This is a genomic window from Pseudomonas sp. 478 (assembly GCF_003254125.1).
Taxonomy (GTDB): Bacteria; Pseudomonadota; Gammaproteobacteria; order Pseudomonadales; family Pseudomonadaceae; genus Aquipseudomonas.
Genome location: NZ_QKZG01000007.1, coordinates 196,787 through 221,383, shown reverse-complemented (window position 1 = coordinate 221,383; position 24,597 = coordinate 196,787). Strand labels below are relative to the sequence as shown.

Sequence of the window (24,597 nt, the reverse complement as noted above, 5' to 3'; positions counted from 1 at the left end):
GGCTGGAATGACTGTCAAAACAAGTATTGCCATGGTGTCAATCCTGCGCGACGGCCTGGCGAACGGTCTGGGGGTGAAATACAAACGCCTCGCCGACGCGATCGAAAAAGGCATTGCTGAAGGGCTGATCGAGCCCGGCTGCAAATTGCCGCCTCATCGGCTGCTGGCGGATAGCCTCGGTGTGACCATCGGTACCGTCAGCCGCGCTTACGGTGAGCTCGAACGTGTGGGATTGGTGGTCGCTCGCGTAGGAGACGGCACCTATGTGCGTCAGCGTGGGATGGAACGGCCGCGGGACGGCGGCTTTCGCAATGTCAGCGATGAGCCGCAGGCGTTTTTCGACATGAGCCGCAATCAACCGATTCCGGGGCAGGAAGCGCTTTTTTTGAGTCAGAGCCTGCAAGCGTTGTCCCTTGATCCTGAGGCGTTGCAACACATCAGCGGTTACACCGTCGATGTCGGTTTGCCACGCTATCGTGCGGCAGGGGCGCACTGGCTCAGGCATAAAGAATTTGTCCCGAACGCCGAGCAGATCGTTTGCGTGAACGGCGGCCAGCACGGTCTGTTGTGTGCCTTGATGGGGTTGCTCAAGGCGGGTGATACGTTGGTGACAGAGCACCTGACCTACCCGGGGTTGATCAGCGTCGCACGCCAGCTCGGGATAAAACTGATCGGTGTCGGGATGGATGATGAAGGGCTGATGCCCAATGCCCTGGAGGAGGTTTGCCGCAACCATCGTGTGTCGGCGCTGTATTGCACACCGACGATCCAGAATCCTACGGCTGCAGTGATGTCCGTCGCACGGCGCGAGGCGATTACAGAGATCTGTCGGCAGCACAATCTGTTGATCTTTGAAGACGAAGCCCACGCGGTATTGGCTCAACAGCGACCGTTACCCTTGAGCCATTTCGCCCCGGAGCGCTCGGTGCTGATCGGCAGCCTGAGCAAGGCGGTTTCGGCGGGTTTGCGGGTCGGTTACCTGCATGCGCCGCAACCGTTGATCGGACGTTTGAGCGCAGCCGTGCGCGGGACGTGCTGGATGGCCAGCCCGCTGTCGCTGGAGGTGGCGAGTCTGTGGATAGAAAACGGCATGGCCGAGCAGTTGTTGAGCCAGCAGATTGCCGAGATCGGTCGGCGCAAGACGTTGGTCAGTGGTGTGCTGGAAGGCTTGGCGTATAAAACCCATTCCCATAGCCCGCACTTCTGGATCGAAGTGCCCGAGCCGTGGCGGGCCTCGCAGATTGCTGAGGAGCTCAAGGAGAATAATTACCGGGTGGCGACTGCTGAGGCGTTTGCGGTCGGACATGGGGCGGTGCCGCAGTTCATCAGGGCGAGTGTGTGTCATTCGACGGGGGATGATCGGTTGTTGCTTCAAGGGTTTGAAGCGTTGGCGGGGGCATTGGCTGAGACCGTGTAATCGTTCTTCGCGAGCAAGCCCGCTCCCACATTTGACCGCGTACGTTTGCCGCGACTCGGTCAAATGTGGGAGCGGGCTTGCTCGCGAAGGCGGCCTGACAGGCGCTAAAGAACTACTTGAACCGCCGCTCCACGCCTTTCTCCACCAGAATCTTCGCCGAAATCTCTTCCACCGAAAAATGCGTGGAATTGATGTGCGGAATGTTCTCGCGACGGAACAGATTCTCCACCTCACGCACTTCGAATTCGCACTGGGCGTAGCTCGAATAGCGGCTGTTGGGCTTGCGCTCGTTGCGGATCGCGGTGAGGCGGTCCGGGTCGATGGTCAGGCCGAACAGTTTGTGCTGATGGGCACGCAGGGTTGCTGGCAATTGCAGGCGTTCCATGTCGTCTTCGGTCAGCGGATAGTTGGCCGCGCGGATGCCAAATTGCATGGCCATGTACAGGCACGTCGGCGTCTTACCACAACGCGACACGCCCACTAGAATCAGGTCCGCCTTGTCGTAATAATGCGTGCGCGCACCGTCGTCGTTGTCGAGGGCGAAGTTCACCGCCTCGATCCGCTCCATGTAATTGGAGTTGCTGCCAATCGAGTGGGACTTGCCGACGGTGTAGGAAGAATGCTCGGTCAATTCCTGTTCAAGAGGCGCCAGAAAGGTCGAGAAAATGTCGATCATGAAACCATTGGACGTTGCGAGGATCTCACGGATGTCCTGGTTGACAATGGTGTCGAAGATGATCGGCCGAAAACCATCGTTTTCAGCGGCTTTGTTGATTTGTTGTACCATGAGCCGCGCTTTATCCGCGTTGTCGATGTACGGCTTCGTGAATTTGCTGAAGGTAATGTTTTCGAACTGCGCCAGGAGGCTTTGACCCAGGGTTTCGGCGGTAATGCCGGTACCATCGGAGATAAAGAAAGCAGATCGTTTCATTTGCACCTTGGGCCTTAAGCTAGTAACGAATCTTGGATATGATAGGCGCGATTTGCCGGCCGCCAGTGGCCTGCATTCTCACTTATTTTCCAGGTCCAGGCCATACAGCTGGCAAACGCTCCATAGAGCAGCCGGCTTCTGAGCTTTTCCAACACAGTTAGTGGAGAGATCACCTTGGTAGAGTACGTAGTTTCCCTCGATAAGCTCGGCGTCCATGATGTAGAGCACGTAGGGGGCAAGAACGCATCCCTGGGCGAGATGATCAGTAACCTTGCAGGTGCCGGTGTATCGGTGCCCGGTGGCTTCGCCACGACAGCTCAGGCTTATCGTGATTTTCTCGAGCTGAGCGGCCTGAACGATCAGATCCATGCCGCCCTCGACGCCCTGGACGTCGATGATGTCAATGCCCTGGCCAAGACTGGCGCCCAGATCCGTCAATGGATCATGGAAGCCGAGTTCCCCGAGAAGCTCAACGCCGAAATCCGCACCGCGTTCGCCACGCTGTCGGCCGGCAACCCTGACATGGCCGTGGCCGTGCGCTCTTCCGCTACCGCCGAAGACCTGCCGGACGCTTCCTTTGCCGGTCAGCAGGAAACCTTCCTGAACATCCGTGGTGTCGAAAACGTTATTCGCGCCGCCAAAGAGGTGTTCGCTTCGCTGTTCAACGACCGCGCGATTTCCTACCGCGTCCACCAGGGCTTCGACCACAAGCTGGTTGCCCTGTCGGCTGGCGTGCAGCGCATGGTCCGCTCCGAAACCGGCACCGCCGGCGTGATGTTCACCCTCGATACCGAATCGGGCTTCCGTGACGTGGTGTTCATCACCGGCGCCTACGGCCTGGGTGAAACCGTCGTACAAGGCGCGGTGAACCCGGATGAGTTCTACGTCCACAAAGGTACGCTGGCAGCCGGTCGTCCGGCCATCCTGCGTCGCAACCTGGGCAGCAAAGCCATCAAGATGATCTACGGCGAAGTCGCCACGGCCGGTAAATCGGTCAAGACCATCGACGTCGACAAGGCTGATCGCGCACGTTTCTGCCTGACCGACGCCGAAGTCAGCGAACTGGCCAAGCAAGCGATGATCATCGAGAAGCACTACAAGTGCCCGATGGATATCGAATGGGCCAAAGACGGCGACGACGGCAAGCTCTACATCGTTCAGGCCCGTCCTGAAACCGTGAAGAGCCGCACCCAGGCCAACGTCATGGAACGTTACCTGTTGAAAGAAACCGGCACGGTGCTGGTTGAAGGTCGCGCCATCGGCCAGCGCATCGGCGCCGGCAAGGTCCGCATCATCAAGGACGTGTCCGAGATGGACAAAGTCCAGCCAGGCGACGTTCTGGTCTCCGACATGACCGACCCGGACTGGGAACCGGTCATGAAGCGCGCCAGCGCCATTGTCACCAACCGTGGCGGCCGTACTTGCCACGCGGCGATCATCGCTCGCGAGCTGGGCATCCCCGCCGTGGTCGGTTGCGGCAACGCCACCCAGCTGTTGATAGAAGGCCAGGGTGTGACCGTTTCCTGCGCTGAAGGCGACACCGGTTACATCTTCGAAGGCGAACTGGGCTTCGACATCAAGAAAAACTCCGTCGATGCCATGCCTGATCTGCCGTTCAAGATCATGATGAACGTCGGCAACCCGGATCGCGCCTTCGACTTCGCGCAACTGCCGAACGCCGGTGTGGGCCTGGCCCGTCTGGAGTTCATCATCAACCGCATGATCGGTGTTCACCCGAAAGCGCTGCTGAACTACGCAGGGTTGCCGCAGGACATCAAGGACAGCGTCGACAAACGCATTGCCGGCTATGACGACCCAGTCGGTTTCTATGTCGAGAAGCTGGTTGAAGGCATCAGCACCCTGGCTGCTGCGTTCACCCCGAAAAAGGTCATCGTGCGTCTGTCGGACTTCAAGTCCAACGAATACGCGAACCTGATCGGTGGCAAGCTCTACGAGCCGGAAGAAGAAAACCCGATGCTGGGCTTCCGTGGCGCTTCGCGTTACATCAGCGAATCGTTCCGTGACTGCTTCGAACTCGAATGCCGCGCCCTCAAGCGTGTGCGCAACGAGATGGGTCTGACCAACGTCGAAATCATGGTGCCGTTCGTCCGTACCCTCGGCGAAGCCAGCCAGGTCATCGACCTGTTGGCGGAGAACGGTCTGAAGCGCGGCGAAAACGGTCTGCGCATCATCATGATGTGCGAACTGCCGTCCAACGCGATCCTCGCTGAAGAATTCCTCGAGTTCTTCGACGGCTTCTCCATCGGTTCCAACGACCTGACCCAGCTGACCCTGGGCCTGGACCGTGACTCCGGGATCATCGCGCACCTGTTTGACGAGCGTAATCCGGCGGTCAAGAAGCTGTTGGCCAACGCGATTCAGGCCTGCAACAAGGCTGGCAAGTACATCGGCATTTGCGGTCAGGGTCCTTCGGACCACCCTGATCTGGCCAAATGGCTGATGGAGCAGGGCATCGAAAGCGTTTCGTTGAACCCCGATTCCGTACTGGAAACCTGGTTCTTCCTGGCTGAAGGTCAGGCTCCGGCTTGATGGTGTGAGTGAAAGGGCCGCTCACTGTAGGAGCAAGGCTTGCCCGCGATGGCGTCTACAAAATCGCCATCGCCAGCAAGCTGTGCTCCTACAGGGGGTAGTCGTTTTCTGAGATTGAAGTAGGGCGGGCTCCTCTGGATGCCGCCCTTTTTTGTGCAAGAGCATTATGCAAAGCAGCAGCAACCTATTTCCTGTCGCCCTGATCAGCGCCGAGCGGCGCGGCGATCTGAGCGAAGACGTCTATCGTCTGAAACCCGGCAACAGCCCTGACGGCACCGTCGAACTGGCCGTGACGCGCCTGGGCATGGCGGATGGCTCAGACGCGCGTGGCGTTCCGGTTATTTTGCTTCACGGCAGCTTTTCCAATCGCCGGTTCTGGTTTTCCCCGAAGGGGCTTGGACTGGGCGCCTACCTGACGCGTCTGGGATTCGATGTATGGATTCCCGAAATGCGTGGACACGGCCTGTCCCAGCGTAACCAGAACTACCGCAAGAACCGTGTTGCCGACTACGCCCGTTACGATTTGCCGGCCATTGGCGCGTTCGTGCGCGAGCAGAGCGGCCAGATCCCGCACTGGATCGGTCACTCGCTGGGCGGGATTACCCTGGCAGCGGCATTGGGTGGTGAGTACATCGGCGAGCCGGTAGTGGCTTCCGCAGCGTTTTTCGGCACTCAAATCAGCCGCACCTATTGGCCGTTGAAAATTCCCCCGGTGGAGTGGAGCGGGCGTTTCATTCTTAAACGCTTTGCCCAGTTGTCCGGTTCACGGCTCAAGCGCGGCCCGGAGGATGAGCCCATTGGCCTGGCCCTGGAAAGCATGCGCTGGTATGGCCTGTTCGGGCGCTTTGGCGATGCCGACAAGGATTGGTGGGCCGGATTGGCCGACGTTCAGTTACCGGTATTGGCCGTGAGTGCCGCCGGTGACCATCAGGACCCAACCTGGGCTTGTCGCAAGCTGTTCGATCAGGTGGGTTCCGAGCATAAGCAATTCATCAGCCTGGGTCGCGAGCAGGGCTTTGGCGATAATTTCGGTCATGTAGAGATGCTCGTCAGCAAGTCTGCGCAGACTGAAGTCTGGCCGCTGGTGGCGCGCTGGTTGGCAGATCAGCAAACGCCATTGCTGGGTGGAAAACCGGGTCTGGCTGCGGCGGTATGAGCCTGATGCTCTAACAAGGGCATTTCGCTCCGTTCGGCTTGCGGCTAAGATATGACGCATTGAGCTTTTCTGGTCACTTTGCGACATCCTCGATTGTCTTCCTCTCTACAGGAGTTTCTCGATGAACCATTACATCACGCCTGACCTTTGCGACGCCTATCCGGAGCTGGTGCAGGTGCTGGAGCCGATGTTCAACAATTTCGGCGGCCGTGATTCTTTCGGTGGCGAAATCGTGACCATCAAATGTTTCGAAGACAATTCGCGAGTCAAGGAGCAGGTCGAGCTGAAGGGGAATGGCAAGGTGCTGGTGGTCGACGGCGGCGGTTCCCTGCGTCATGCGTTGCTGGGTGACATGTTGGCCGAGAAAGCCGCTAAAAACGGCTGGGAAGGGCTGGTGATCTACGGTTGCATCCGCGACGTAGATATCATCGCGCAGACCGATCTGGGCGTTCAGGCCCTGGCCAGCCACCCGAGGAAATCCGACCGGCGCGGGCTCGGCGATCTCAACGTTGCGGTCACTTTTGCCGGTGTGACGTTCCACCCGGGCCACTACATCTATGCGGACAATAACGGCGTGATCATTTCGCCAAGCCCGCTGAAAATGCCTGAATAAGCGCTGCACCAACAAAGGGGTGAGGATGTTCGAGGAAGAAAACGCGCAGTGGGGGCTGGTGCATGCCCTGGTGCTGGACGGTAAAGGCAGTGCGCGTTCGATAGCCCGGACTGAACTCGATGACTTGCAGCTGCAGGCCCAAGAAAGCCTGTGGCTGCACTGGGATCGCAGTCACCCGCAAACCCAGACCTGGTTGCGAAAATCCAGCGGTCTGAGCGAATTCAGCTGTGATCTTTTACTTGAAGAAAACACCCGTCCGCGTCTTGTACAGCTTTCGGACAGCGAACTGCTGCTATTTTTGCGTGGGGTCAACCTGAACCCGGGCGCCGAGCCGGAAGACATGGTCTCGGTGCGGATCTTCGCGTCGGCCCAGCGGGTCATTTCCCTGCGTTTGCGTCCGTTGCGCGCCACGGATGAGTTGCTGCTGCAGCTCGCCGAAGGCAAAGGACCGAAAACGGCGTCAGAACTCATCCTTTATATGGCGCAATACCTCACCCACAAGGTGCAGGATCTGGTTAGCTGCCTCTCGGAAGTCGTCGATGAGGAAGAAGAAAAGCTGGATGCCGACGAACGGTATACACCCGAGCACGGAGCCGTTTTACAGATCCGGCGAAGGGCTGCTGCGTTGAAGCGCTTTCTCGCTCCGCAACGGGACATTTTCGGTCAGCTGACACGGATAAAACTGCCTTGGTTTGTCGAAGATGATGGCGATTACTGGAACGAATTGAACAACAGCCTGACCCGATATCTGGAGGAGCTGGAATTGACCCGGGAGCGGGTGGGGTTGGTCCTCGAGGCCGAAGACAGACGTTTAAGCGTGCGAATGAATCGCACGATGTACCGCTTCGGGATCATCACCGGGATCTTTTTGCCGATGAGTTTTCTGACGGGGCTTCTGGGCATCAATGTCGGCGGGATTCCGTTCTCTGCAAGCCCCTATGGCTTCCTGATCGCGTGCCTGATGATGGTCTCGGTGGCGCTGGGGCAGTGGTGGTTATTCCGACGTTTGCGCTGGGTCTGAGGATGAGCGATGTGACCCGAGCAAATTTGACCGCGTCTTTCACAGATATCACGAGAGGTGCGTATGCACGATCCGTTTGAACAGTCTTTGCGTGACATGCTCAAGGCATCACCGTCCACCCGGGACGACGATGCGTGCCTTGGGCGTGTACTGAAAACCGCCAACCGCCAGGTCGGCGCCGGTGATCTGTTCAGCCTGCTGGGCCGTTGGCTGCCCGCGTTGATGATCGCCCTGAATAACGGATCGGCCCATGTCGCTCCGGTTTCCCGTCACCGTAAACCTACCGTTCGCACTGCTGATAAGGCTGATTGAATATGGAACTTGATCTCTGGACTCAGAGCCTCGTCACTGCAATGACTGCGTTATGGACCAAGGTTGCAAATTTCATCCCGAACCTGTTCGGCGCACTGGTTGTGCTGCTGTTGGGTTTCGTCGTTGCGAAACTTTTGGACACTTTGCTGTCTAAGTTGCTCGCCAAGCTGGGGCTCGATCGCCTGATGGGCGGCACCGGACTGACCAAATTGCTGTCCCGGGCCGGCCTTCAAGTGCCTATCTCGACCTTGATTGGCAAGATTGTCTATTGGTTCGTTCTGCTGATTTTCCTGGTTTCTGCCGCAGAATCCCTTGGGCTTGAGCGAGTTTCGGCTACGCTTGATATGCTTGCGCTGTATGTGCCGAAAGTATTTGGCGCCGCGCTGGTGCTGCTGGTGGGTGTTTTACTCGCGCAATTGGCCAATGGGCTGGTGCGAGGTGCAGCAGAGGGTGTCGGGCTGGATTATGCTGCGGGCTTGGGGAGAATTGCCCAGGGCCTGGTGATTATCATCAGTATTTCGGTCGCAATCAGCCAGTTGGAGGTCAAGACTGACCTGCTCAACCACGTGATTGTGATAGTTTTGATTACCGTTGGTCTGGCGGTTGCGCTGGCCATGGGATTGGGAAGCCGGGAAATTGCCGGTCAGATTCTTGCGGGAATCTATGTGCGGGAGTTGTATCAGGTTGGGCAACAAGTGCGTGTTGGCGAGGTCGAAGGTCAGATCGAAGAGATCGGCACGGTTAAAACCACATTGCTGACCGATGAGGGGGAGCTAGTCTCTCTTTCCAATCGGATTCTCCTGGAACAGCATGTGAGTAGCCGCTAACCCGGCAAACCCTGCTAATGTATGCCGCCGCAAAAATACCCTGAAAAGGGTTGCGGCGGACATTGACCTGACTGTCGGCCCGACTTGTTTTGAATAAAGCTCAATCGCTGTCCACGCGCTACGACCCCCGCGAGCTCTCTGATGAGGAGTTGGTCGCGCGCTCGCATACCGAGCTGTTTCACGTAACGCGCGCTTATGAAGAACTGATGCGGCGTTACCAGCGAACATTATTTAACGTCTGTGCGCGGTATCTTGGGAACGATCGCGACGCAGACGATGTCTGTCAGGAAGTGATGTTGAAGGTGCTGTATGGCCTGAAGAACTTCGAGGGCAAATCGAAGTTCAAGACGTGGCTATACAGCATCACGTACAACGAGTGCATCACGCAGTATCGGAAAGAACGGCGAAAGCGTCGTTTGATGGATGCTTTGAGTCTGGACCCCCTCGAGGAAGCGTCTGAAGAAAAGGCGCCGAAACCTGAGGACAAGGGTGGACTTGATCGCTGGTTAGTGTATGTGAACCCGATTGACCGTGAAATTCTGGTGCTACGATTTGTCGCAGAGCTGGAATTTCAAGAGATCGCGGATATCATGCACATGGGTTTGAGTGCGACAAAAATGCGTTACAAACGTGCTCTAGATAAATTGCGTGAGAAATTTGCAGGCATTGCTGAAACTTAGTTCGGCGCAAATATCTCTTACGTGTAGGCAAGTTCTGATAGACTTGCCGCCGAGTTGTCCCCCGGTTTGCGGGACTGCTTCACAATCACCAGATGGGGATTTAACGGATGAAACTGAAAAACACCTTGGGCTTGGCCATTGGTTCTTTGATTGCCGCCACTACGTTCGGCGCACTGGCACAAGGCCAAGGCGCAGTTGAAATCGAAGGCTTCGCCAAGAAAGAACAGTACGACAGCGATCGTGACTTCAAAAACAATGGCAACCTGTTTGGCGCTTCCGTAGGCTACTTCATCACCGACGACGTTGAACTGCGTCTGGCTTACGACGAAGTGCACAACGTGCGTTCCGATGACGGTCGTAACGTTAAGGGCGCTGATACCGCTCTGGACGCTCTGTACCACTTCAACAACCCAGGCGACATGATCCGTCCATACGTTTCTGCCGGTTTCTCGGACCAGAGCATTGGCCAGAACGGCGGTGGCGGTCGTAACCGTTCCACCTTCGCCAACGTTGGCGGCGGTGCCAAGCTGTACTTCACCGATAACTTCTACGCCCGTGCTGGCGTTGAAGCTCAATACAACATCGACCAGGGCGACACCGAGTGGGCTCCAAGCGTCGGTATCGGTGTGAACTTCGGTGGCGGCTCCAAGCCTGCTGCTGCTCCAGTTCCAGCACCAGCTGAAGTCTGCTCCGACAGCGACAACGATGGCGTTTGCGACAACGTTGACAAGTGCCCGGACACCCCAGCCAACGTAACTGTTGACGCTGATGGCTGCCCAGCAGTTGCTGAAGTTGTTCGTGTTGAGCTGGACGTGAAGTTCGACTTCGACAAGTCGGTAGTCAAGCCTAACAGCTACGGCGACATCAAAAACCTCGCTGACTTCATGAAGCAGTACCCATCCACCACTACTACTGTTGAAGGTCACACTGACTCCGTCGGTCCTGACGCTTACAACCAGAAACTGTCCGAGCGTCGTGCAAACGCCGTTAAGCAAGTTCTGACCAACCAGTACGGTGTTGAATCGTCCCGCGTTCAGTCTGTTGGCTACGGCGAATCCCGCCCAGTTGCTGACAACAAAACTGAAGCTGGTCGCGCTGTAAACCGTCGCGTAGAAGCGCAGGTTGAAGCTCCAGCTAAGTAATTAGCTTGCAGCTCTGAAAAGCCCGGCTTAGGCCGGGCTTTTCTTTGTCTGCGATTTGGGTTTTAGCGGGAGATTTGCGTTGCGGTGAAAAGATCGTCCGAAACGCGGCCCGAACCTTCGGCAGCTACAGGTTGAACGCAGAAGCTGTGTAGGGGCTGCCGCAGGCTGCGATTTTTTGACTTTCTTTGCAGGCCGCGACCGCTCCGATCACCAGGATGGCCGGGCTTTTCAACTCAAAGGCGTAGGCATCTTCTTCCATCGCAGTCAGATCGCTCCGACATTCCCGTTGGTGTGGCAGGGAAGCGTTTTCAATCATTGCCACCGGTGTATCCGCCGCCATTCCTCCGGCGAGCAGTTGCTCGCGAATCTCGCTCAGTTTTGCGACACCCATATACACCACCAGCGTCGTACCACCTTGGGCCAGGGCTTGCCAGTTCAGGCTGCTGCCATCCTGAGTGTGGGCGGTGACCAGCGTCACGCCACGCGCAACACCCCGCAGGGTCAACGGAATATCGCATTGCGTTGCGCCGGCCAGCCCGGCGGTGATGCCGTTGACCAGTTCCACTTCGACCCCCTGTTCACGCAGCCACTGCGCCTCTTCGCCGCCCCGGCCAAAAATGCACGGATCACCGCCCTTGAGGCGCACCACGCATTTTCCGTGGCGGGCATAACGCAGCATCAGGCGATGAATGAATGCCTGAGGTGTGGAGCGACAGCCGCCGCGCTTGCCCACGGGAATAATCCGTGCCTGCGGGCAATGCTCCAGCACCGCGTCGTTGACCAGGTCATCGATCAGCACCACATCCGCTTCGCTCAACGCTCGAACGGCCTTGAGGGTCAACAATTCCGGATCGCCAGGACCCGCACCCACCAGCCAGACTTTTGCGCTCATAGTGTTTTCCTCACGAGGTGACGGCGACCGGCTGCGCAGTGGCGGCCAGCAAACGCTTGATTTCCGGGACGCAGGAGCCGCATTGCGTGCCGCAGCCCAATTCTTGTTTCAAACCCTGCAGGTCCAGACCGCGGTTAATGCCGGCGCAGACCGCGCTTTGGCTGACGTTTTTGCAGTTGCACAGGGTTTTGCTACCGATGGCCGGCGTACTGCTGTTGCCCGGCGGTGCGCTCAGCGGTGCCAGTAACCAGCGCCGCAGTTGTTCGTCAGCGCGACCTTCCAGCCACAGGCTTTGCAGCCAGTGTTGGGCAAGGGTTTCACCGGCCAGGCGAATCGCGGTGATCCGGCCGTTCTCGATCCGCACCCGTTTACCGATGGAGCGCCGTGGGTCGTCGTAGGCCAAAACCGGGCCATCGTTGAGTCCCAGGCATTGATCGATATCACGCAGCAGTTGCGGGTCGGGCGCGACGGCGCTGGCAGCGCGTATCAGCAGCGCGGGGCGTTCACGACCAGCGAGGCTGAGGCTGACGTAGGAAAACGCCTCACAGAGCGGTCGTAGCGTCTCAAAATTCTGTTGAACATCGCCTTCGATCAGGGCGAATAGCTGCCATGGGAGATTCACAGGTTCGAGACGCACGCCGCTGTGTTTGAGTTCGGGTTGTTTCGACAAAGGATCGAAAGCCGGTTGGGTGAGCGCATTGACGCCACCCTTGAGGAAGCGGTCACCCCAATGCATGGGCAGAAAGGCCTGACCGGGTCGCACGCTGTCGTCGCCTCCAACGGCGACAATCACTTCGCCACGGCGACTTTTCAGGCTGACCAGGTCGCCCGATTGCAGCCGATGCCGACGCAGTTCATCGGGGTGCAAACTCAACACGGCTTCGCTGACGTGGCCGAACAACTGCGCGGCGGTGCCGGTGCGGCTCATGCCGTGCCATTGGTCCCGCAGGCGGCCGGTGATCAGGGTCAGCGGGAAGCGCGCGTCGCGTTGTTCCTTGGCGGCGCGATACGGGTCGGCCACGAATTGCGCACGTCCACTGGCCGTCGGGAAAATTCCGTCCAGGTACAGCCGGGCTGTGCCTTCGCTGGCGCCAGTGGGGAAGGGCCATTGCTGCGGACCGAGGCGGTCGATCAGTGCATGACTGATGCCGGACAAGTCCAGATCACGCCCGCGGGTCAATTGCTTGTACTCGTCGAAGACCTGCGCGGGGTTTTCAATGGCAAACAGGCTGCTTTGCCCGGGACGCAGATATTTCTCCAGGCGCTGTGCGAAATCCACCGTAATCGCCCAGTCCGGGCGGGCTTCGCCGGGCGCGACGATGGCTCGGCGAACGTGGGAAATGCGCCGTTCAGAGTTGGTCACCGTGCCGTCCTTTTCGCCCCAACTGGCGGCAGGCAGCAGCAGGTCGGCGAAGGCTGCGGTTTCGGTGGTGCGGAAGGCCTCCTGCAACACCACGAACGGGCAGGCTTGCAGTGCTGCGCGCACGGCGGTTTGATCCGGCATTGATTGCGCGGGGTTGGTGCAGGCGATCCACAGTGCCTTGATTTTTCCGCTGCGCACCTGCTCAAACAATTCGATAGCGGTGAGCCCGGTGTTTGCAGGCAGTTGATCCACGCCCCAATACGCCGCCACTTCTGCGCGATGTTCGGCATTGGCAGCCTCGCGATGGCCTGGCAGCAGGTTCGACAGGCTGCCGGTTTCGCGGCCACCCATGGCATTCGGCTGACCGGTCAGGGAGAAAGGTCCTGCGCCGGGGCGGCCGATTTGCCCGGTGGCCAGGTGCAGGTTGATCAGTGCGCTGTTTTTCGCGCTGCCGGCGGTGGACTGGTTCAAGCCCATGCACCACAGCGACAGGAAGCTCGGTGAAGTGCCAACCCATTCGGCGCATTGCTGCAGTTGCTCGACGCTGATCCCGCAGAGCTGCGAAACCATCTGCGGCGTGTAATCGCGCACCAGGTTCTTCAGTTCGGCCAAGCCTTCGGTGTGGGCCTTGATGAAGTCGCGGTCGACCCAGTCTTCCCACAGCAACAGGTGCAAAATTCCATGGAACAAGGCGACATCGGTGCCCGGCAGAATCGCCAGGTGCAGGTCAGCCAGATCGCAGGTGTCGGTACGACGTGGGTCGATGACGATGACTTTCATCTGCGGCCGGCGGGATTTTGCTTCCTCCAGGCGACGGAAAAGTATCGGGTGGGCGTAGGCCATGTTACTGCCGACGATCATCACGCAGTCGCTCAATTCCAGGTCTTCGTAGCTGCACGGGGGGGCGTCGGCGCCCAGGCTGCGCTTGTAACCGACCACGGCCGACGACATGCACAGGCGCGAATTGCTGTCGATGTTGTTGGTGCCCACCAGCGCTCGCGCCAGTTTGTTGAAGGCGTAGTAATCCTCGGTCAGCAATTGCCCGGAAATGTAGAACGCCACGCTGTCCGGGCCGTGTTCGGCAATGGTCTCGGCAAAAACGCTGGCGGCGTGATCGAGGGCGGTGTCCCAGTCGGTGCGGCTACGGGCGAGGCCTTTGCCCAGGCGCAGTTCGGGATACAGCGCCCTGGCTGCGAGGTCGCCGGTGAGGTGCAAGGTAGAGCCTTTGCTGCACAGTTTGCCGAAGTTGGCCGGGTGGGCCGGATCGCCGCTGACGCCGAGAATGCGCTCGCCGTCATGCTCGATCAGCACGCCACAGCCGACCCCGCAATAGCAGCAGGTGGAAGCGGTGATCTGGTTCATCAGCTTGCTTCCCGCAGGGCCAGCAACACCCGACCATTCTCGACCCGTGCTGAATGGTGGTGAGCACAACCGATGTCCGGGGCCTGGGCTTCGCCAGTCTCAAGGTCGATCTGCCAGTTGTGCAGCGGGCAGGCGACTCGTTTGCCGTAGATCAAACCTTGGGACAGTGGCCCGCCCTTGTGCGGGCAGCGGTCATCGAGGGCGAAAACCTCATCGTCGCTGGTACGAAAAATCGCGATATCGCCTTTCGGGCCGGCAATGATCCGCGAGCCTAGGGCATTGATTTCTTCCAGTGCGCAGATATCCAGCCAGTTCATACCGGCACCTCCAGATTCTTCACCGTGATGACGTCGAATTCTTTCTTCAACAGCGGTTGCTCCAGGCGTTCCTTCCACGGGTCCTGTTCGAACGACAAGGAGAATTGCAGGCGATCGTTGAGCGCTTTGCGCCGCTGCGGGTCTTCCAGCACGGCTTTCTTGATGTGTTCCATGCCGACCCGTTGCAGGTAGTGCACGGTGCGTTCGAGGTAGAACGCTTCTTCGCGATAGAGCTGCAGGAAAGCGCCGTTGTATTCACGCACTTCTTCGGCGGTCTTGAGCTTGACGAAGAATTCCGCGACTTCGGTTTTGATCCCGCCGTTGCCGCCGATGTACATCTCCCAGCCCGAGTCCACGCCGATAATTCCGACGTCCTTGATGCCCGCTTCCGAGCAGTTGCGTGGGCAGCCGGAGACGGCCAGTTTCACTTTGTGCGGCGACCACATGTTGAACAGGTCGTGCTCAAGCTCGATGCCCAGTTGCGTGGAGTTCTGCGTACCGAAGCGGCAGAACTCGCTGCCGACGCAGGTCTTCACGGTGCGAATGGATTTGCCGTAGGCGTGGCCGGACGGCATGTCGAGATCCTTCCAGACGCCTGGCAGGTCCTGCTTCTTGATCCCCAGCAAATCGATACGCTGGCCGCCGGTCACCTTGACCATCGGCACGTTGTATTTGTCGGCCACGTCGGCAATGCGCCGCAGTTCCGAAGGATTGGTCACACCGCCCCACATCCGTGGGACTACAGAGTAAGTGCCGTCTTTCTGAATGTTGGCGTGGGCCCGTTCGTTGATCAGGCGCGATTGTGGATCATCCTTGGCTTCGCCCGGCCAAGTGGAAATCAGGTAGTAGTTGAGCGCCGGGCGGCACGTGGCGCAACCGTTCGGGGTGCGCCAGTTCAGGTAGCTCAGGGTGCCGGCGATGGTCAGCAGGTGCTGGTCGCGGATGGCCTGGCGGATTTGCCCGTGGTTGAGGTCACTGCAACCGCAGATGGCTTTCTCGCTTTTCGGTTTGACGTCTGCTGCGCCACCCACGGTGTTGATCAGGATCTGTTCCACCAACCCTGCGCAGGAGCCGCAGGAGCTGGCAGCCTTGGTGTGTTTCTTGACGTCGTCGACGCTGAACAGCCCGTGCTCCTGAATCGCCTTGACGATGGTGCCTTTGCACACGCCGTTGCAGCCGCAGACTTCGGCGGTGTCGGCCATGCTCATGGCTTTGTCCTGGCCTTGATGTCCTACGTCGCCCAAGGCGTTTTCACCAAACATCAGGTGATCGCGGATCTCGTCGATGGCGTGATTCTCACGGATCTGCCGGAAATACCAGCCGCCGTCTGCCGTATCGCCGTACAGACAGGCCCCGACCAGCACGTCATCCTTGATCACCAGTTTTTTGTAGACCCCACCGATCGGGTCGGAGAGGGTGATGGTTTCGGTGCCTTCGCCGCCCATAAAGTCGCCGGCGGAGAACAGGTCGATGCCGGTGACCTTCAATTTGGTCGACGTCACCGAGCCTTTGTAGGTGGCAAAGCCCAATTGGGCGAGGTGGTTGGCGCAGACCTTGGCCTGTTCGAACAGCGGCGCCACCAGGCCGTAAGCGATGCCGCGGTGGCTGGCGCATTCGCCGATGGCGTAGACCCGAGGGTCGTAGGTTTGCATCGTGTCGTTGACCAAAATCCCGCGGTTGCAGGGGATGCCGGATTTTTCCGCAAGTTCGGTGTTGGGTCGAATACCGGCGGCCATCACTACCAGGTCGGCGGGGATGATTTCGCCATTCTTGAACTCAACCGAGCCGACCCGGCCATTGCCGGCGTCGTGCAGAGCCTGGGTTTGCTCGCAAAGACGAAAGTGCAGGCCACGGGCTTCCAGGGCGGTTTGCAGCAACTGGCCGCTGGTTTTGTCCAGTTGCCGTTCCAGCAGCCATTCACCGATGTGCACCACGGTGACGTGCATGCCGCGCAGCATCAGGCCGTTGGCGGCTTCAAGACCCAGCAGGCCGCCGCCGATGACCACGGCGTGCTTGTGGGTCTTGGCGGTGTCGATCATTGCCTGGGTGTCGGCAATGTCGCGGTAGCCGATCACGCCCTGCAAGGTATTGCCAGGGATCGGCAGGATGAACGGCGTCGAGCCGGTGGCAATCAGCAGGCGGTCGTATTCGGCCTCGGTGCCGTCTTCGGCGATCACCCGGCGTTTGACCCGGTCGATCTCTACCACTTTGCGGTTGAGCAGCAGCTTGATGTTGTTTTCCAGGTACCAATCCAGATCGTTCAGCACGATCTCTTCGAAGGTCTGTTCGCCGGCCAGTACGGGCGAGAGCAGAATGCGGTTGTAGTTGGTATGAGGTTCGGCGCCGAAGACCGTGATGTCGTACAGCTCATTGCTCAGCTTGAGCAGCTCTTCGAGGGTGCGAACCCCGGCCATGCCGTTGCCGATCATCACCAGTTTTAATTTTTTCATCAGGTTCTCCGGGGAGCTCGGACCCGCCTCATCAGGGCTTTCAGGTCTTGCTCGACAAAATTTGCGCAAACAAAAAAAGGCGTCCCGCTAGTTGCCTAGCGAGGACGCCTTTGTCCTGGTCCCGTTCTCTCGGGCAGCGCATCCTTCATCGTTGAAGGCTGGGCTTTATGTCTGTTGAGAAAGGTAATGCAGTGGTTGTGCCAACTCTCGCAAATGCAGAATTTATGGGCTTTCGTCATGGGCGGAGGGTGTTTTTGTGCACCGGTTCAATGCGCTATGCCCGGTTTTGAAGCAGAAAAGTCAAAAGATCGCAGCCTACGGCAGCTCCTGCAGGAGATCGTGGGCACCCGTAGGAGCTGGCGCAGGCTGCGATCTTTTGATCTTTTGGGTGCAGTGAAAAACTCAACCATGAAACAACAAAACCAGCAGCACCAGGTTCACCAGCAACGACACCAGCGCCAAGGTCCGCCAGACCTTCAACGGCTCTCGTTCCAGCAACGGTCTGGGGCGCACGCTCAAACTGCGTCGCTCGCCCTGTTCCAGCAGCAGCAACCATTCTTCCGCCGTTTCAAAGCGTTGATCCGGATCCGCCGCCACGGCGTGCTCCAGACTTTGTGCAATCCATTCCGGCAGGTCGGGTCGATAGCGACTGGCGCTGACCGGAACCCCGAACCGTGGGCGCTGGAAGGCTTCGATTTCGCCGTAGGGATAATGCCCGGTGAGCAGGAAATACAAGGTCACGCCGACGGCATATAAGTCCTGTTGCGGAGTCGGCGCTTCCCCGCGAAAGGCTTCGGGCGCGATATAGCTGGGTGTTCCAGGCAAGGCAGAAGGCTGATCTTCGGACAGGCCAGGGCAGTAGGCGAGGCCGAAGTCCAGCAGGCGCAATTCTCCGTCGTCTCCCAGCAGCAGGTTCTCCGGTTTGATATCGCGATGGAGAATCTGCCGTCGATGCAGCATGCCAACGGCGCGCAGCAGGCGTTCGGCCAGATCTTGCCATTGGGGCAGAGGCAGCGGTCCGACATCGGCGTGCAGCTCCGCCAAGGTAGATCCGGAATATTCCCGCATCACGTAGTACAAATGCTGGCGCTGACTGGCGGCATGGACTTCAGGGAAATGCCGCCCGGCCACGCGCTTGAGAAACCATTCTTCCGACAGCAACGCCTGCCCTGCGAGGTGATCATCACGCAACGCGCCCGGCAAGGTTTTCAGTAGCCAAGGCTGTTGTTGTCCATCGCGCACCCGATAGAGCAGCGACTGCTGGCTCTGGCCGAGTATTCCTTCAACCTGCCAACCCTCGAAGGTCTGACCCGGTTTCAGCGCTGGCGGCAGCGGCCATTGCTGCAAATGAATCAACGCATCGCCGATGCTCGTTTCACCGAGGGCATCGACCCGCACCAACAAGGCGCTGGCGTTGTCCTGGCTGCCGGCCAGATGCGCCGCACTGACCAAGGTCTGCGCAGCGCTGTTCAAATCCGGTTGATCGCGCAGAATTGCCGCAATCGCGGTGTCGCCCAGCACGGCCCAAATGCCGTCGCTGAGCAGTACGAAACTTTCGTTCAACCGCAGTTCGCCATCGAGAAAATCCAGCACCAGATGCTGATCGAGCCCAAGTGCCCGTTTGAGCACATGCTGCATGCCCGGCTGGTCCCAGACGTGATCCTCGCTGACCCGTTGCAAGGTGTCGGCGTGCCAGCGATAAACCCGGCAATCGCCGACATGGGCCAAGGTAAACCGCCTACCGCGCATGACCAAAGCACTGACGGTGGTGAGCAACGGTTGCCCACCGCCATTGGCCTGCAACCAGCGGTTTTGTGCCAGTAGCAGGCGATCCAATGCCTGCGCGACGCCCCAGGTTTCCGGCGTGGCGTAGTAATCCAGCGCAAGAGCCTGCAACGTCGAGCGGGCGGCGAGACCACCATCGGCGCATTGGCTGACGCCATCGGCGATGGCGAACAGGTAACCCTTGCTCGCCGCCAGCGCCGGGGCTGGAGTCACCAGGCGCAGGGCGTCCTGATTCTCCTCGCGAGGGCCGATGGCGCTCGCTTCGGCAAAACTCAGTTGCAGGCTCATTGAGGCTTCAGACCCGTGCAGCGGTCACGGCTGCCGAACCCCAAGTGGTTCTCCAGCGACGTTTCACACCATGCAGACCGAACCAGGCCAGAACGCCAAGGCTGGCGAACAACCACAAGGCCAGTTGATAGCTGCCGGTGCTTTGCTTGATCGCGCCCATGCCCGCTGCCAGTGCAAATCCACCAATACCGCCGGCCATGCCGATCAAACCGGTCATCACACCGATCTCTCGACGAAAACGCTGCGGCACCAATTGGAAAACAGCGCCATTACCTGCACCCAAACCGAGCATGGTGCAGACGAAAAGTGCCAATGCCGCGTAGGAACTCGGCAGATTGAAACCCACCGCTGCGATGCAGACCGCCGCCACCGAGTACATCCCCAACAGAGTGCGAATGCCACCGAAGCGGTCGGCCAGAGCGCCGCCCAACGGACGCATCAAACTGCCGCCGAACACGCAGGCGGCGGTGTAGTAACCGGCGGTTACCGGGCTGAGGCCATATTGGTCGTTGAAATAGCCGGGCAGGGCGCTGGCCAGGCCGATGAAGCCGCCGAAGGTCACGCTGTAGAAAAACATGAACCACCAGCTGTCGCGGTCGCCCAAGGCCTTGAAGTAGTCGGACACGGACTTGGCTTTTGGCCGCTCAGGCGAGTTTTTGGCCAGCCAGGCGAAGACGATGATGGTCAGAATCAGCGGGATCAGGGCGAAGCCGAACACGTTGCTCCAGCCAAATGCCGCGGCCAGCACCGGGGCGATCAGTGCAGCGAGCACGGTGCCCGAGTTACCGGCACCGGCGATGCCCATGGCTTTGCCTTGGTGCTGGGGTGGATACCATTGCGAGGCCAGCGGCAGGGCGACGGCGAAGGATGCGCCAGCCATGCCAAGGAACAGGCCCAGCACCAACGCTTGTTCGTAACTGTGGATGCCGAGTTTCCAGGCACCGAACAGGGCGCAGATGACGATCACCTGGCCAATCAGCCCGGCGGTTTTTGGCGACAGGCGATCAGCCAGCAAGCCCATTACAAAGCGCAATACCGCCCCGGCCAGAATCGGCGTGGCCACCACCAGCCCGCGCTGTTGGGTGGTCAGGTGCAGGTCGGCGGCGATCTGCACCGCCAGTGGGCCGAGCAGGTACCAGACCATGAAACTCAGGTCGAAATAGAGGAAGGCCGCGAACAATGTCGGGGTATGGCCAGATTTCCAGAAGCTTGAATTCATCGCGCACCTCAGCTGTTAGGAGTCTCGAGAAGGAGTCATGAGCTTGCAGGTGGGGCGCCGCATCGGCCGCACCACCGGCCCCGGTCTGTGGGGCCAAAACAAAAAAACGCCGCCACCGGATTCGCCAAAGGGCAAATGAGGTGAGCGACGTCTTTGTCGTAGGTGGGGCAACCGCCGTTGGTTACCTGTAGTGATTACTTTGCGAGATCTGTGCCAACAAGGGAGACCGAGTCGCGGCCATTCGCGAGCAAGCCCGCTCCCACAGGGAAGTTGTGTCGTTCACAACATTGAAGTTCGACACAAATCAAGTGTGGGAGCGGGCTTGCTCGCGAAGGCGATCGATCATTCACCACAAGGCTTCAGCCGAGCAGCTCACTCATGGCAATGATCTGCTCCGCCACCTGTATCAGCTTCTGCTGCCGGCTCATGGCCTGGCGGCGCATCAGGGTGTAGGCCTCTTCCTCGTTGCAGTCCTTCATTTTCATCAGCAGCCCTTTGGCCAGCTCGATGCGCTTGCGCTCGGCCAGTTGCTGGTCACGGGCGTTGAGTTGGGCGCGCAGGGCCTGGTCGCTTTCAAAACGCGCCATGGCCACGTCGAGAATCGGCTGCAAGCGCTGTGCGTGGATGCCTTCGACGATGTAGGCGCTGACGCCGGACTTGATCGCCTGACGCATCACATCGGGGTCATGTTCATCGGTAAACATCACGATCGGCCGCGGTTGGTCGCGGCTCACCAGCACCACTTGCTCCATCACATCGCGGCTCGGTGACTCGGTATCGATCAAAATCACGTCCGGACGCACCGTTTCGACGCGCGCGGGCAGGTCGATGGTCAGGCCCGACTCGTCGATTACCTCGAACCCGGCTTCGGTCAGGGCCGCCTTCAGGCGACCGACTTTCTTCGCGGTGTCGTTGATCAGCAGGATACGCAACATATTCGTAGTCTCCTGTCAGCGGCTGGCGAGAAGGGGCGAGCTGTCGCTCATGGCGTGAAGCTTGAAACTGCGGGCATAGCCGGCGGGGTCCAGGCCATCCCAGACCTTGCCGTCGATCAACTGGCTGCTGCGCATTGGCTGATCACTCGCGGTCACACCTACAGCGGTGGCGGCCTCTCGATACAAGTCTAGTTGCTGGACCTGACGGGCCACGCCCAGGTAGTCCGGGTCGTCGCGCAACAAACCCCAGCGGCGGAACTGGGTCATGAACCACATGCCATCGGACAGATATGGCAGATTGACCTCGCCATCACCATGGAAGCGCAGCGCGTGCGGGTCTTGCCAGCGATGACCCAGGCCATCGGCGTAGTCACCGAGCAATCGCGGTTCGATGCAGTCGAGCGGTGCGTCGAGGTATTGCGAGGCACTCAACAGCTTCGCGGTGCTGAGGCGATTCTCGGTGCTTTCTTCGATGAAGCGGCTGGCCTCCAGAATCGCCATCACCAGCGCCCGTGCGGTGTTGGGGTATTGCTCGACAAAGGCGCGGGTGCAGCCGAGGACTTTTTCCGGGTGATCGGGCCAGATGGTCTGGGTGGTGGCCATCGTGAACCCCAGGTTCTGCTGCACCGCGCTGGCGGACCATGGCTCGCCGACGCAGAAGCCGTCGATGCGCCCGGCTTGCAGGTGCGCGACCATTTGCGGCGGCGGCACCACCACGCTGTCGACGTCCTGCAACGGGTGGATGCCCTGACTCGCGAGCCAGTAATACAGCCACATGGCGTGGGTGCCCGTAGGAAATGTCTGGGCGAAGGTGAGTTTTGGGCGACTTTGGTGCACGTGCCGCTCCAGTGCTTCAGGACTGGTCACGTCCAGCGCTTGCAAGCCATGGGAGAGGTTGATGCTCTGGCCATTCTGATTCAGGCCCATGAGCACTGCCATGTCGGTCGACGCGACACCGCCGATGCCCAAATGCACGGCGTAGATCAAACCGTACAGGCTGTGGGCGGCGTCGAGTTCGCCACTGACCAGTTTGTCCCGCAGGTTGGCCCAGGACGACTGGCGCTTGAGGTTCAGGGTCAGGCCATAAGGTTGGGCGAAGCCCTGAGTGGCCGCGACCACTACCGAGGCGCAGTCGCTCAGGGCCATGAAGCCGAGGTTGATTTCGGTCTTTTCCGGGGCATCGCTGCCGTTGACCCAGGCCAGAGGGTTGGCTGGAACTTCAATCATCAGTAAACACCTTCCATAAAAAAGCGCCGGACCGGGCTGCTTGCCAGGGCAAGGCCAAGTGACGACGCCTTTGTCTTTCGACTCATCCCGCCGTTGGCATGAGTGCTGATGTCAGTGACGGTGCAAGGCATATGCCATCGCTCGCTGATTTTGTCGCGCGCCTCGCCTGCAACCCCGATGCCCGGCTATAATCGCCGCCACTTTTCGTAGCCCAGAGTCAAACCCGCCCATGTACACCCTGGCCCGTCAGCTGTTGTTCAAACTTTCCCCGGAAACCTCCCACGATCTGTCCCTGGACCTGATCGGCGCGGGCGGGCGTTTGGGCCTCAACGGCTTGCTGTGTAAGGCACCGGCGAAATTGCCGGTGACCGTCATGGGCCTCGACTTCCCGAACCCGGTGGGGCTGGCGGCTGGTCTGGACAAGAACGGCGCGGCCATCGACGGTTTTGCGCAACTGGGTTTTGGGTTTGTCGAAATCGGCACCATCACCCCGCGCCCGCAGCCGGGCAACCCGAAGCCACGCATTTTCCGTCTGCCGGATGCCGAGGCGATCATCAACCGCATGGGGTTCAACAACCTCGGCGTCGATCACCTGCTGGCTCGAGTGGCGGCAGCCAGGTTCAAGGGCGTGCTGGGCATCAATATCGGCAAAAACTTCGATACCCCGGTTGAACGGGCGGTCGATGACTACCTGATCTGCCTGGACAAGGTCTACGCCCACGCCAGCTACGTGACAGTCAACGTCAGCTCGCCGAACACCCCAGGCCTGCGCAGCCTGCAATTCGGCGATTCGCTGAAGCAGTTGTTGGCCGACCTGGCGACGCGCCGCGCAGAACTGGCGCTGCGCCACGGCAAACACGTACCGCTGGCGATCAAGATTGCGCCGGACATGACCGACGAAGAAACCGCTCAGGTCGCGCAAGCGCTGATCGAAACCGGGATGGACGCGGTAATCGCCACCAACACCACCTTGAGCCGCGTTGGCGTAGAAGGCATGGAGCATGGTGACGAGGCGGGCGGTCTGTCCGGCGCACCGGTTCGCGACAAGAGCACCCACACCGTGAAGGTGCTGGCGGCCGAGTTGGCCGGTCGCTTGCCGATCATCGCCGTGGGCGGCATCACCGAAGGCAAGCACGCGGCTGAGAAAATCGCTGCGGGTGCCAGCCTGGTGCAGCTCTATTCCGGCTTCATCTACAAAGGCCCGGCGCTGATTCGTGAATCCGTCGACGCGATAGCAGCCCTGCGCTAAACCCTGTGGGAGCGGGCTTGCTCGCGAAGGCGGTGTGTCATTCAGCTTTGATGTCGACTGACACACCGCATTCGCGAGCAAGCCCGCTCCCACAGTTGATTGGTGTGCAGGTCGAGATTGGGTTTTGGCAGGCATAAAAAAGGGCTCCTCGAAGGAGCCCCTGGGCCGAAGCCCGCCGCCCGGATGGGGCGTGCGTGGTAAGTCGTTACGTATTCAGATTGTCGTGTCGGAGTGTGTGCCCTGTATTAGCCGACGGCGTGAAGTTCGTTGAGTCTATGGATTCCCGCAGTGCCGGTCATACCGTCCCAGTTGTCGCCGCGTCCTTCTCGCCAGCCGTTAATCCAGGCTTGGCGTACCGACGGTAGAGTAAATGGGCAAAGCTCACGGGATTTGCCACCAACGCCATATTGATATCCGCGCAAAAATGCTCTTTCCAACGGATCACGCTTAAGTCTTCTCATAGGGTGTTGCCCTCACTTGTTGACTGTATTTATCGCGTCGACCTCAATTGAGGTCTGGCAGAAAAACTCCTGCCGTTGGGGCTCGCTGCCGGCGTCGCGAGCCAAGGTGTTGACGTCATTGCGGCGTCAACCTGTGTTGAGTTCTAACCAATGCGTCACATCGAGGGAATGATCGTTTTGTCATAAGGACGTAACGATAAAGATGGTATGGCCATAAGTAACACGATGTTTGCCCGTGTTTATTGGCCAAACCCCGGTATGATCAGCCCCGCGCTGCATGATGGGGTTAATCCTTTGCTGAGAATGGCTCGCGTTGCGGTGGGGCATTATTCGACGAAGGGTCGACTTATGACATTTGTTGCATCAACTTTTTTATCTGTCTTTGCATCTAAGCTCTTTT

At 59.3% G+C, this 24,597-nt stretch carries 20 protein-coding genes; 10 read left to right on the top strand and 10 right to left on the bottom strand.

All coding sequences use genetic code 11. From position 1 onward, the window contains the following. Positions 1-7: 7 nt before the first annotated feature. Positions 8-1,417: a PLP-dependent aminotransferase family protein gene (locus DFS28_RS16540; RefSeq protein ID WP_111450645.1), complete on the top strand. Its 1,410-nt coding sequence runs from the start codon at positions 8-10 to the stop codon at positions 1,415-1,417. A 112-nt stretch (positions 1,418-1,529) separates the two neighbouring features. On the opposite strand, the gene DFS28_RS16535 is transcribed toward DFS28_RS16540, so the two are convergent. Continuing rightward, positions 1,530-2,348, bottom strand: coding sequence for a pyruvate, water dikinase regulatory protein (locus tag DFS28_RS16535; RefSeq protein ID WP_111450644.1), 819 nt, complete (start codon positions 2,346-2,348; stop codon positions 1,530-1,532). A 174-nt stretch (positions 2,349-2,522) separates the two neighbouring features. Here DFS28_RS16535 and ppsA point away from each other — a divergent pair, with 174 nt between their 5' ends. The 8 genes from ppsA (at position 2,523) to DFS28_RS16495 (ending at position 10,649) form a co-directional block, all read left to right on the top strand. Beyond that, the gene (gene ppsA / locus DFS28_RS16530) at positions 2,523-4,898 is read left to right on the top strand and encodes a phosphoenolpyruvate synthase (RefSeq protein ID WP_111450643.1); all 2,376 of its coding nucleotides are present in this window, start codon (positions 2,523-2,525) and stop codon (positions 4,896-4,898) included. Between the two features lie 166 nt (positions 4,899-5,064). After that, positions 5,065-6,054: an alpha/beta fold hydrolase gene (locus tag DFS28_RS16525; RefSeq protein ID WP_111450642.1), complete on the top strand. Its 990-nt coding sequence runs from the start codon at positions 5,065-5,067 to the stop codon at positions 6,052-6,054. A 121-nt stretch (positions 6,055-6,175) separates the two neighbouring features. Continuing rightward, a complete protein-coding gene (gene rraA / locus DFS28_RS16520; RefSeq protein ID WP_111450641.1) occupies positions 6,176-6,667 on the top strand; it encodes a ribonuclease E activity regulator RraA in 492 nt (163 codons plus the stop codon). A gap of 25 nt (positions 6,668-6,692) precedes the next feature. After that, positions 6,693-7,688, top strand: coding sequence for a zinc transporter ZntB (locus DFS28_RS16515; protein WP_111450640.1), 996 nt, complete (start codon positions 6,693-6,695; stop codon positions 7,686-7,688). A 63-nt stretch (positions 7,689-7,751) separates the two neighbouring features. Beyond that, positions 7,752-8,000: a hypothetical protein gene (locus tag DFS28_RS16510; RefSeq protein WP_008146303.1), complete on the top strand. Its 249-nt coding sequence runs from the start codon at positions 7,752-7,754 to the stop codon at positions 7,998-8,000. A 2-nt stretch (positions 8,001-8,002) separates the two neighbouring features. Beyond that, complete coding sequence (locus DFS28_RS16505; protein WP_046053154.1) at positions 8,003-8,827, top strand: mechanosensitive ion channel domain-containing protein; 825 nt, start codon at positions 8,003-8,005, stop codon at positions 8,825-8,827. An 89-nt stretch (positions 8,828-8,916) separates the two neighbouring features. Beyond that, on the top strand, positions 8,917-9,507 hold the full coding sequence (gene sigX, locus DFS28_RS16500; protein ID WP_008146300.1) for an RNA polymerase sigma factor SigX: 591 nt from the start codon (positions 8,917-8,919) through the stop codon (positions 9,505-9,507). Between the two features lie 107 nt (positions 9,508-9,614). Then, entirely contained in the window at positions 9,615-10,649 is a 1,035-nt protein-coding gene (locus DFS28_RS16495; protein ID WP_111450639.1) for an OmpA family protein, read from the top strand. A 124-nt stretch (positions 10,650-10,773) separates the two neighbouring features. On the opposite strand, the gene cobA is transcribed toward DFS28_RS16495, so the two are convergent. The 8 genes from cobA to DFS28_RS16455 all read right to left on the bottom strand — a co-directional run bounded on the left by cobA (position 10,774) and on the right by DFS28_RS16455 (position 22,487). Beyond that, positions 10,774-11,541 carry a uroporphyrinogen-III C-methyltransferase gene (cobA, locus tag DFS28_RS16490; RefSeq protein WP_111450638.1) on the bottom strand — a complete coding sequence of 256 codons (768 nt, stop codon included), beginning with the start codon at positions 11,539-11,541 and terminating at the stop codon, positions 10,774-10,776. Positions 11,542-11,551: 10 nt separating this feature from the next. Further along, positions 11,552-14,266 carry a nitrate reductase gene (locus DFS28_RS16485; protein ID WP_165934005.1) on the bottom strand — a complete coding sequence of 905 codons (2,715 nt, stop codon included), beginning with the start codon at positions 14,264-14,266 and terminating at the stop codon, positions 11,552-11,554. Further along, a complete protein-coding gene (gene nirD, locus DFS28_RS16480; RefSeq protein ID WP_008146292.1) occupies positions 14,266-14,583 on the bottom strand; it encodes a nitrite reductase small subunit NirD in 318 nt (105 codons plus the stop codon). Before nirD ends, DFS28_RS16485 begins: the two co-directional genes overlap by 1 nt. After that, entirely contained in the window at positions 14,580-17,033 is a 2,454-nt protein-coding gene (gene nirB, locus DFS28_RS16475; protein ID WP_111450637.1) for a nitrite reductase large subunit NirB, read from the bottom strand. The genes nirD and nirB overlap by 4 nt, the downstream gene beginning before the upstream one ends. Positions 17,034-17,435: 402 nt before the next feature. Continuing rightward, entirely contained in the window at positions 17,436-19,106 is a 1,671-nt protein-coding gene (locus DFS28_RS16470; protein WP_111450636.1) for a bifunctional protein-serine/threonine kinase/phosphatase, read from the bottom strand. A 7-nt stretch (positions 19,107-19,113) separates the two neighbouring features. Beyond that, positions 19,114-20,325: a NarK/NasA family nitrate transporter gene (locus DFS28_RS16465; protein ID WP_111450635.1), complete on the bottom strand. Its 1,212-nt coding sequence runs from the start codon at positions 20,323-20,325 to the stop codon at positions 19,114-19,116. 359 nt (positions 20,326-20,684) lie between these two features. Next, entirely contained in the window at positions 20,685-21,260 is a 576-nt protein-coding gene (locus tag DFS28_RS16460) for an ANTAR domain-containing response regulator (protein ID WP_008146285.1), read from the bottom strand. Between the two features lie 15 nt (positions 21,261-21,275). Beyond that, positions 21,276-22,487 (bottom strand): CmpA/NrtA family ABC transporter substrate-binding protein, encoded by a 1,212-nt coding sequence (locus tag DFS28_RS16455; RefSeq protein WP_111450634.1) that lies wholly within the window; start codon positions 22,485-22,487, stop codon positions 21,276-21,278. Between the two features lie 229 nt (positions 22,488-22,716). Between DFS28_RS16455 and DFS28_RS16450 the strand changes: the two genes are divergently transcribed. Beyond that, on the top strand, positions 22,717-23,736 hold the full coding sequence (locus DFS28_RS16450) for a quinone-dependent dihydroorotate dehydrogenase (protein ID WP_111450633.1): 1,020 nt from the start codon (positions 22,717-22,719) through the stop codon (positions 23,734-23,736). A gap of 245 nt (positions 23,737-23,981) precedes the next feature. Here the strand turns inward: DFS28_RS16450 and rmf are convergent, their stop codons facing one another. Then, on the bottom strand, positions 23,982-24,197 hold the full coding sequence (rmf, locus tag DFS28_RS16440) for a ribosome modulation factor (RefSeq protein WP_003223300.1): 216 nt from the start codon (positions 24,195-24,197) through the stop codon (positions 23,982-23,984). Between the last annotated feature and the right edge of the window lie 400 nt (positions 24,198-24,597).

Excerpts from the sequence above, each read along its gene's own strand:
- DFS28_RS16540 (WP_111450645.1), top strand. The coding sequence starts at position 8 with ATGACTGTCAAAACAAGTATTGCCATGGTGTCAATCCTGCGCGACGGC.
- DFS28_RS16535 (WP_111450644.1), bottom strand. The coding sequence starts at position 2,348 with ATGAAACGATCTGCTTTCTTTATCTCCGATGGTACCGGCATTACCGCC.
- DFS28_RS16525 (WP_111450642.1), top strand. The coding sequence starts at position 5,065 with ATGCAAAGCAGCAGCAACCTATTTCCTGTCGCCCTGATCAGCGCCGAG.
- rraA (WP_111450641.1), top strand. The coding sequence starts at position 6,176 with ATGAACCATTACATCACGCCTGACCTTTGCGACGCCTATCCGGAGCTG.
- DFS28_RS16515 (WP_111450640.1), top strand. The coding sequence starts at position 6,693 with ATGTTCGAGGAAGAAAACGCGCAGTGGGGGCTGGTGCATGCCCTGGTG.
- DFS28_RS16510 (WP_008146303.1), top strand. The coding sequence starts at position 7,752 with ATGCACGATCCGTTTGAACAGTCTTTGCGTGACATGCTCAAGGCATCA.
- DFS28_RS16505 (WP_046053154.1), top strand. The coding sequence starts at position 8,003 with ATGGAACTTGATCTCTGGACTCAGAGCCTCGTCACTGCAATGACTGCG.
- DFS28_RS16495 (WP_111450639.1), top strand. The coding sequence starts at position 9,615 with ATGAAACTGAAAAACACCTTGGGCTTGGCCATTGGTTCTTTGATTGCC.
- cobA (WP_111450638.1), bottom strand. The coding sequence starts at position 11,541 with ATGAGCGCAAAAGTCTGGCTGGTGGGTGCGGGTCCTGGCGATCCGGAA.
- DFS28_RS16485 (WP_165934005.1), bottom strand. The coding sequence starts at position 14,266 with ATGAACCAGATCACCGCTTCCACCTGCTGCTATTGCGGGGTCGGCTGT.
- nirD (WP_008146292.1), bottom strand. The coding sequence starts at position 14,583 with ATGAACTGGCTGGATATCTGCGCACTGGAAGAAATCAATGCCCTAGGC.
- nirB (WP_111450637.1), bottom strand. The coding sequence starts at position 17,033 with ATGAAAAAATTAAAACTGGTGATGATCGGCAACGGCATGGCCGGGGTT.
- DFS28_RS16470 (WP_111450636.1), bottom strand. The coding sequence starts at position 19,106 with ATGAGCCTGCAACTGAGTTTTGCCGAAGCGAGCGCCATCGGCCCTCGC.
- DFS28_RS16465 (WP_111450635.1), bottom strand. The coding sequence starts at position 20,325 with ATGAATTCAAGCTTCTGGAAATCTGGCCATACCCCGACATTGTTCGCG.
- DFS28_RS16460 (WP_008146285.1), bottom strand. The coding sequence starts at position 21,260 with ATGTTGCGTATCCTGCTGATCAACGACACCGCGAAGAAAGTCGGTCGC.
- DFS28_RS16455 (WP_111450634.1), bottom strand. The coding sequence starts at position 22,487 with ATGATTGAAGTTCCAGCCAACCCTCTGGCCTGGGTCAACGGCAGCGAT.
- DFS28_RS16450 (WP_111450633.1), top strand. The coding sequence starts at position 22,717 with ATGTACACCCTGGCCCGTCAGCTGTTGTTCAAACTTTCCCCGGAAACC.
- rmf (WP_003223300.1), bottom strand. The coding sequence starts at position 24,197 with ATGAGAAGACTTAAGCGTGATCCGTTGGAAAGAGCATTTTTGCGCGGA.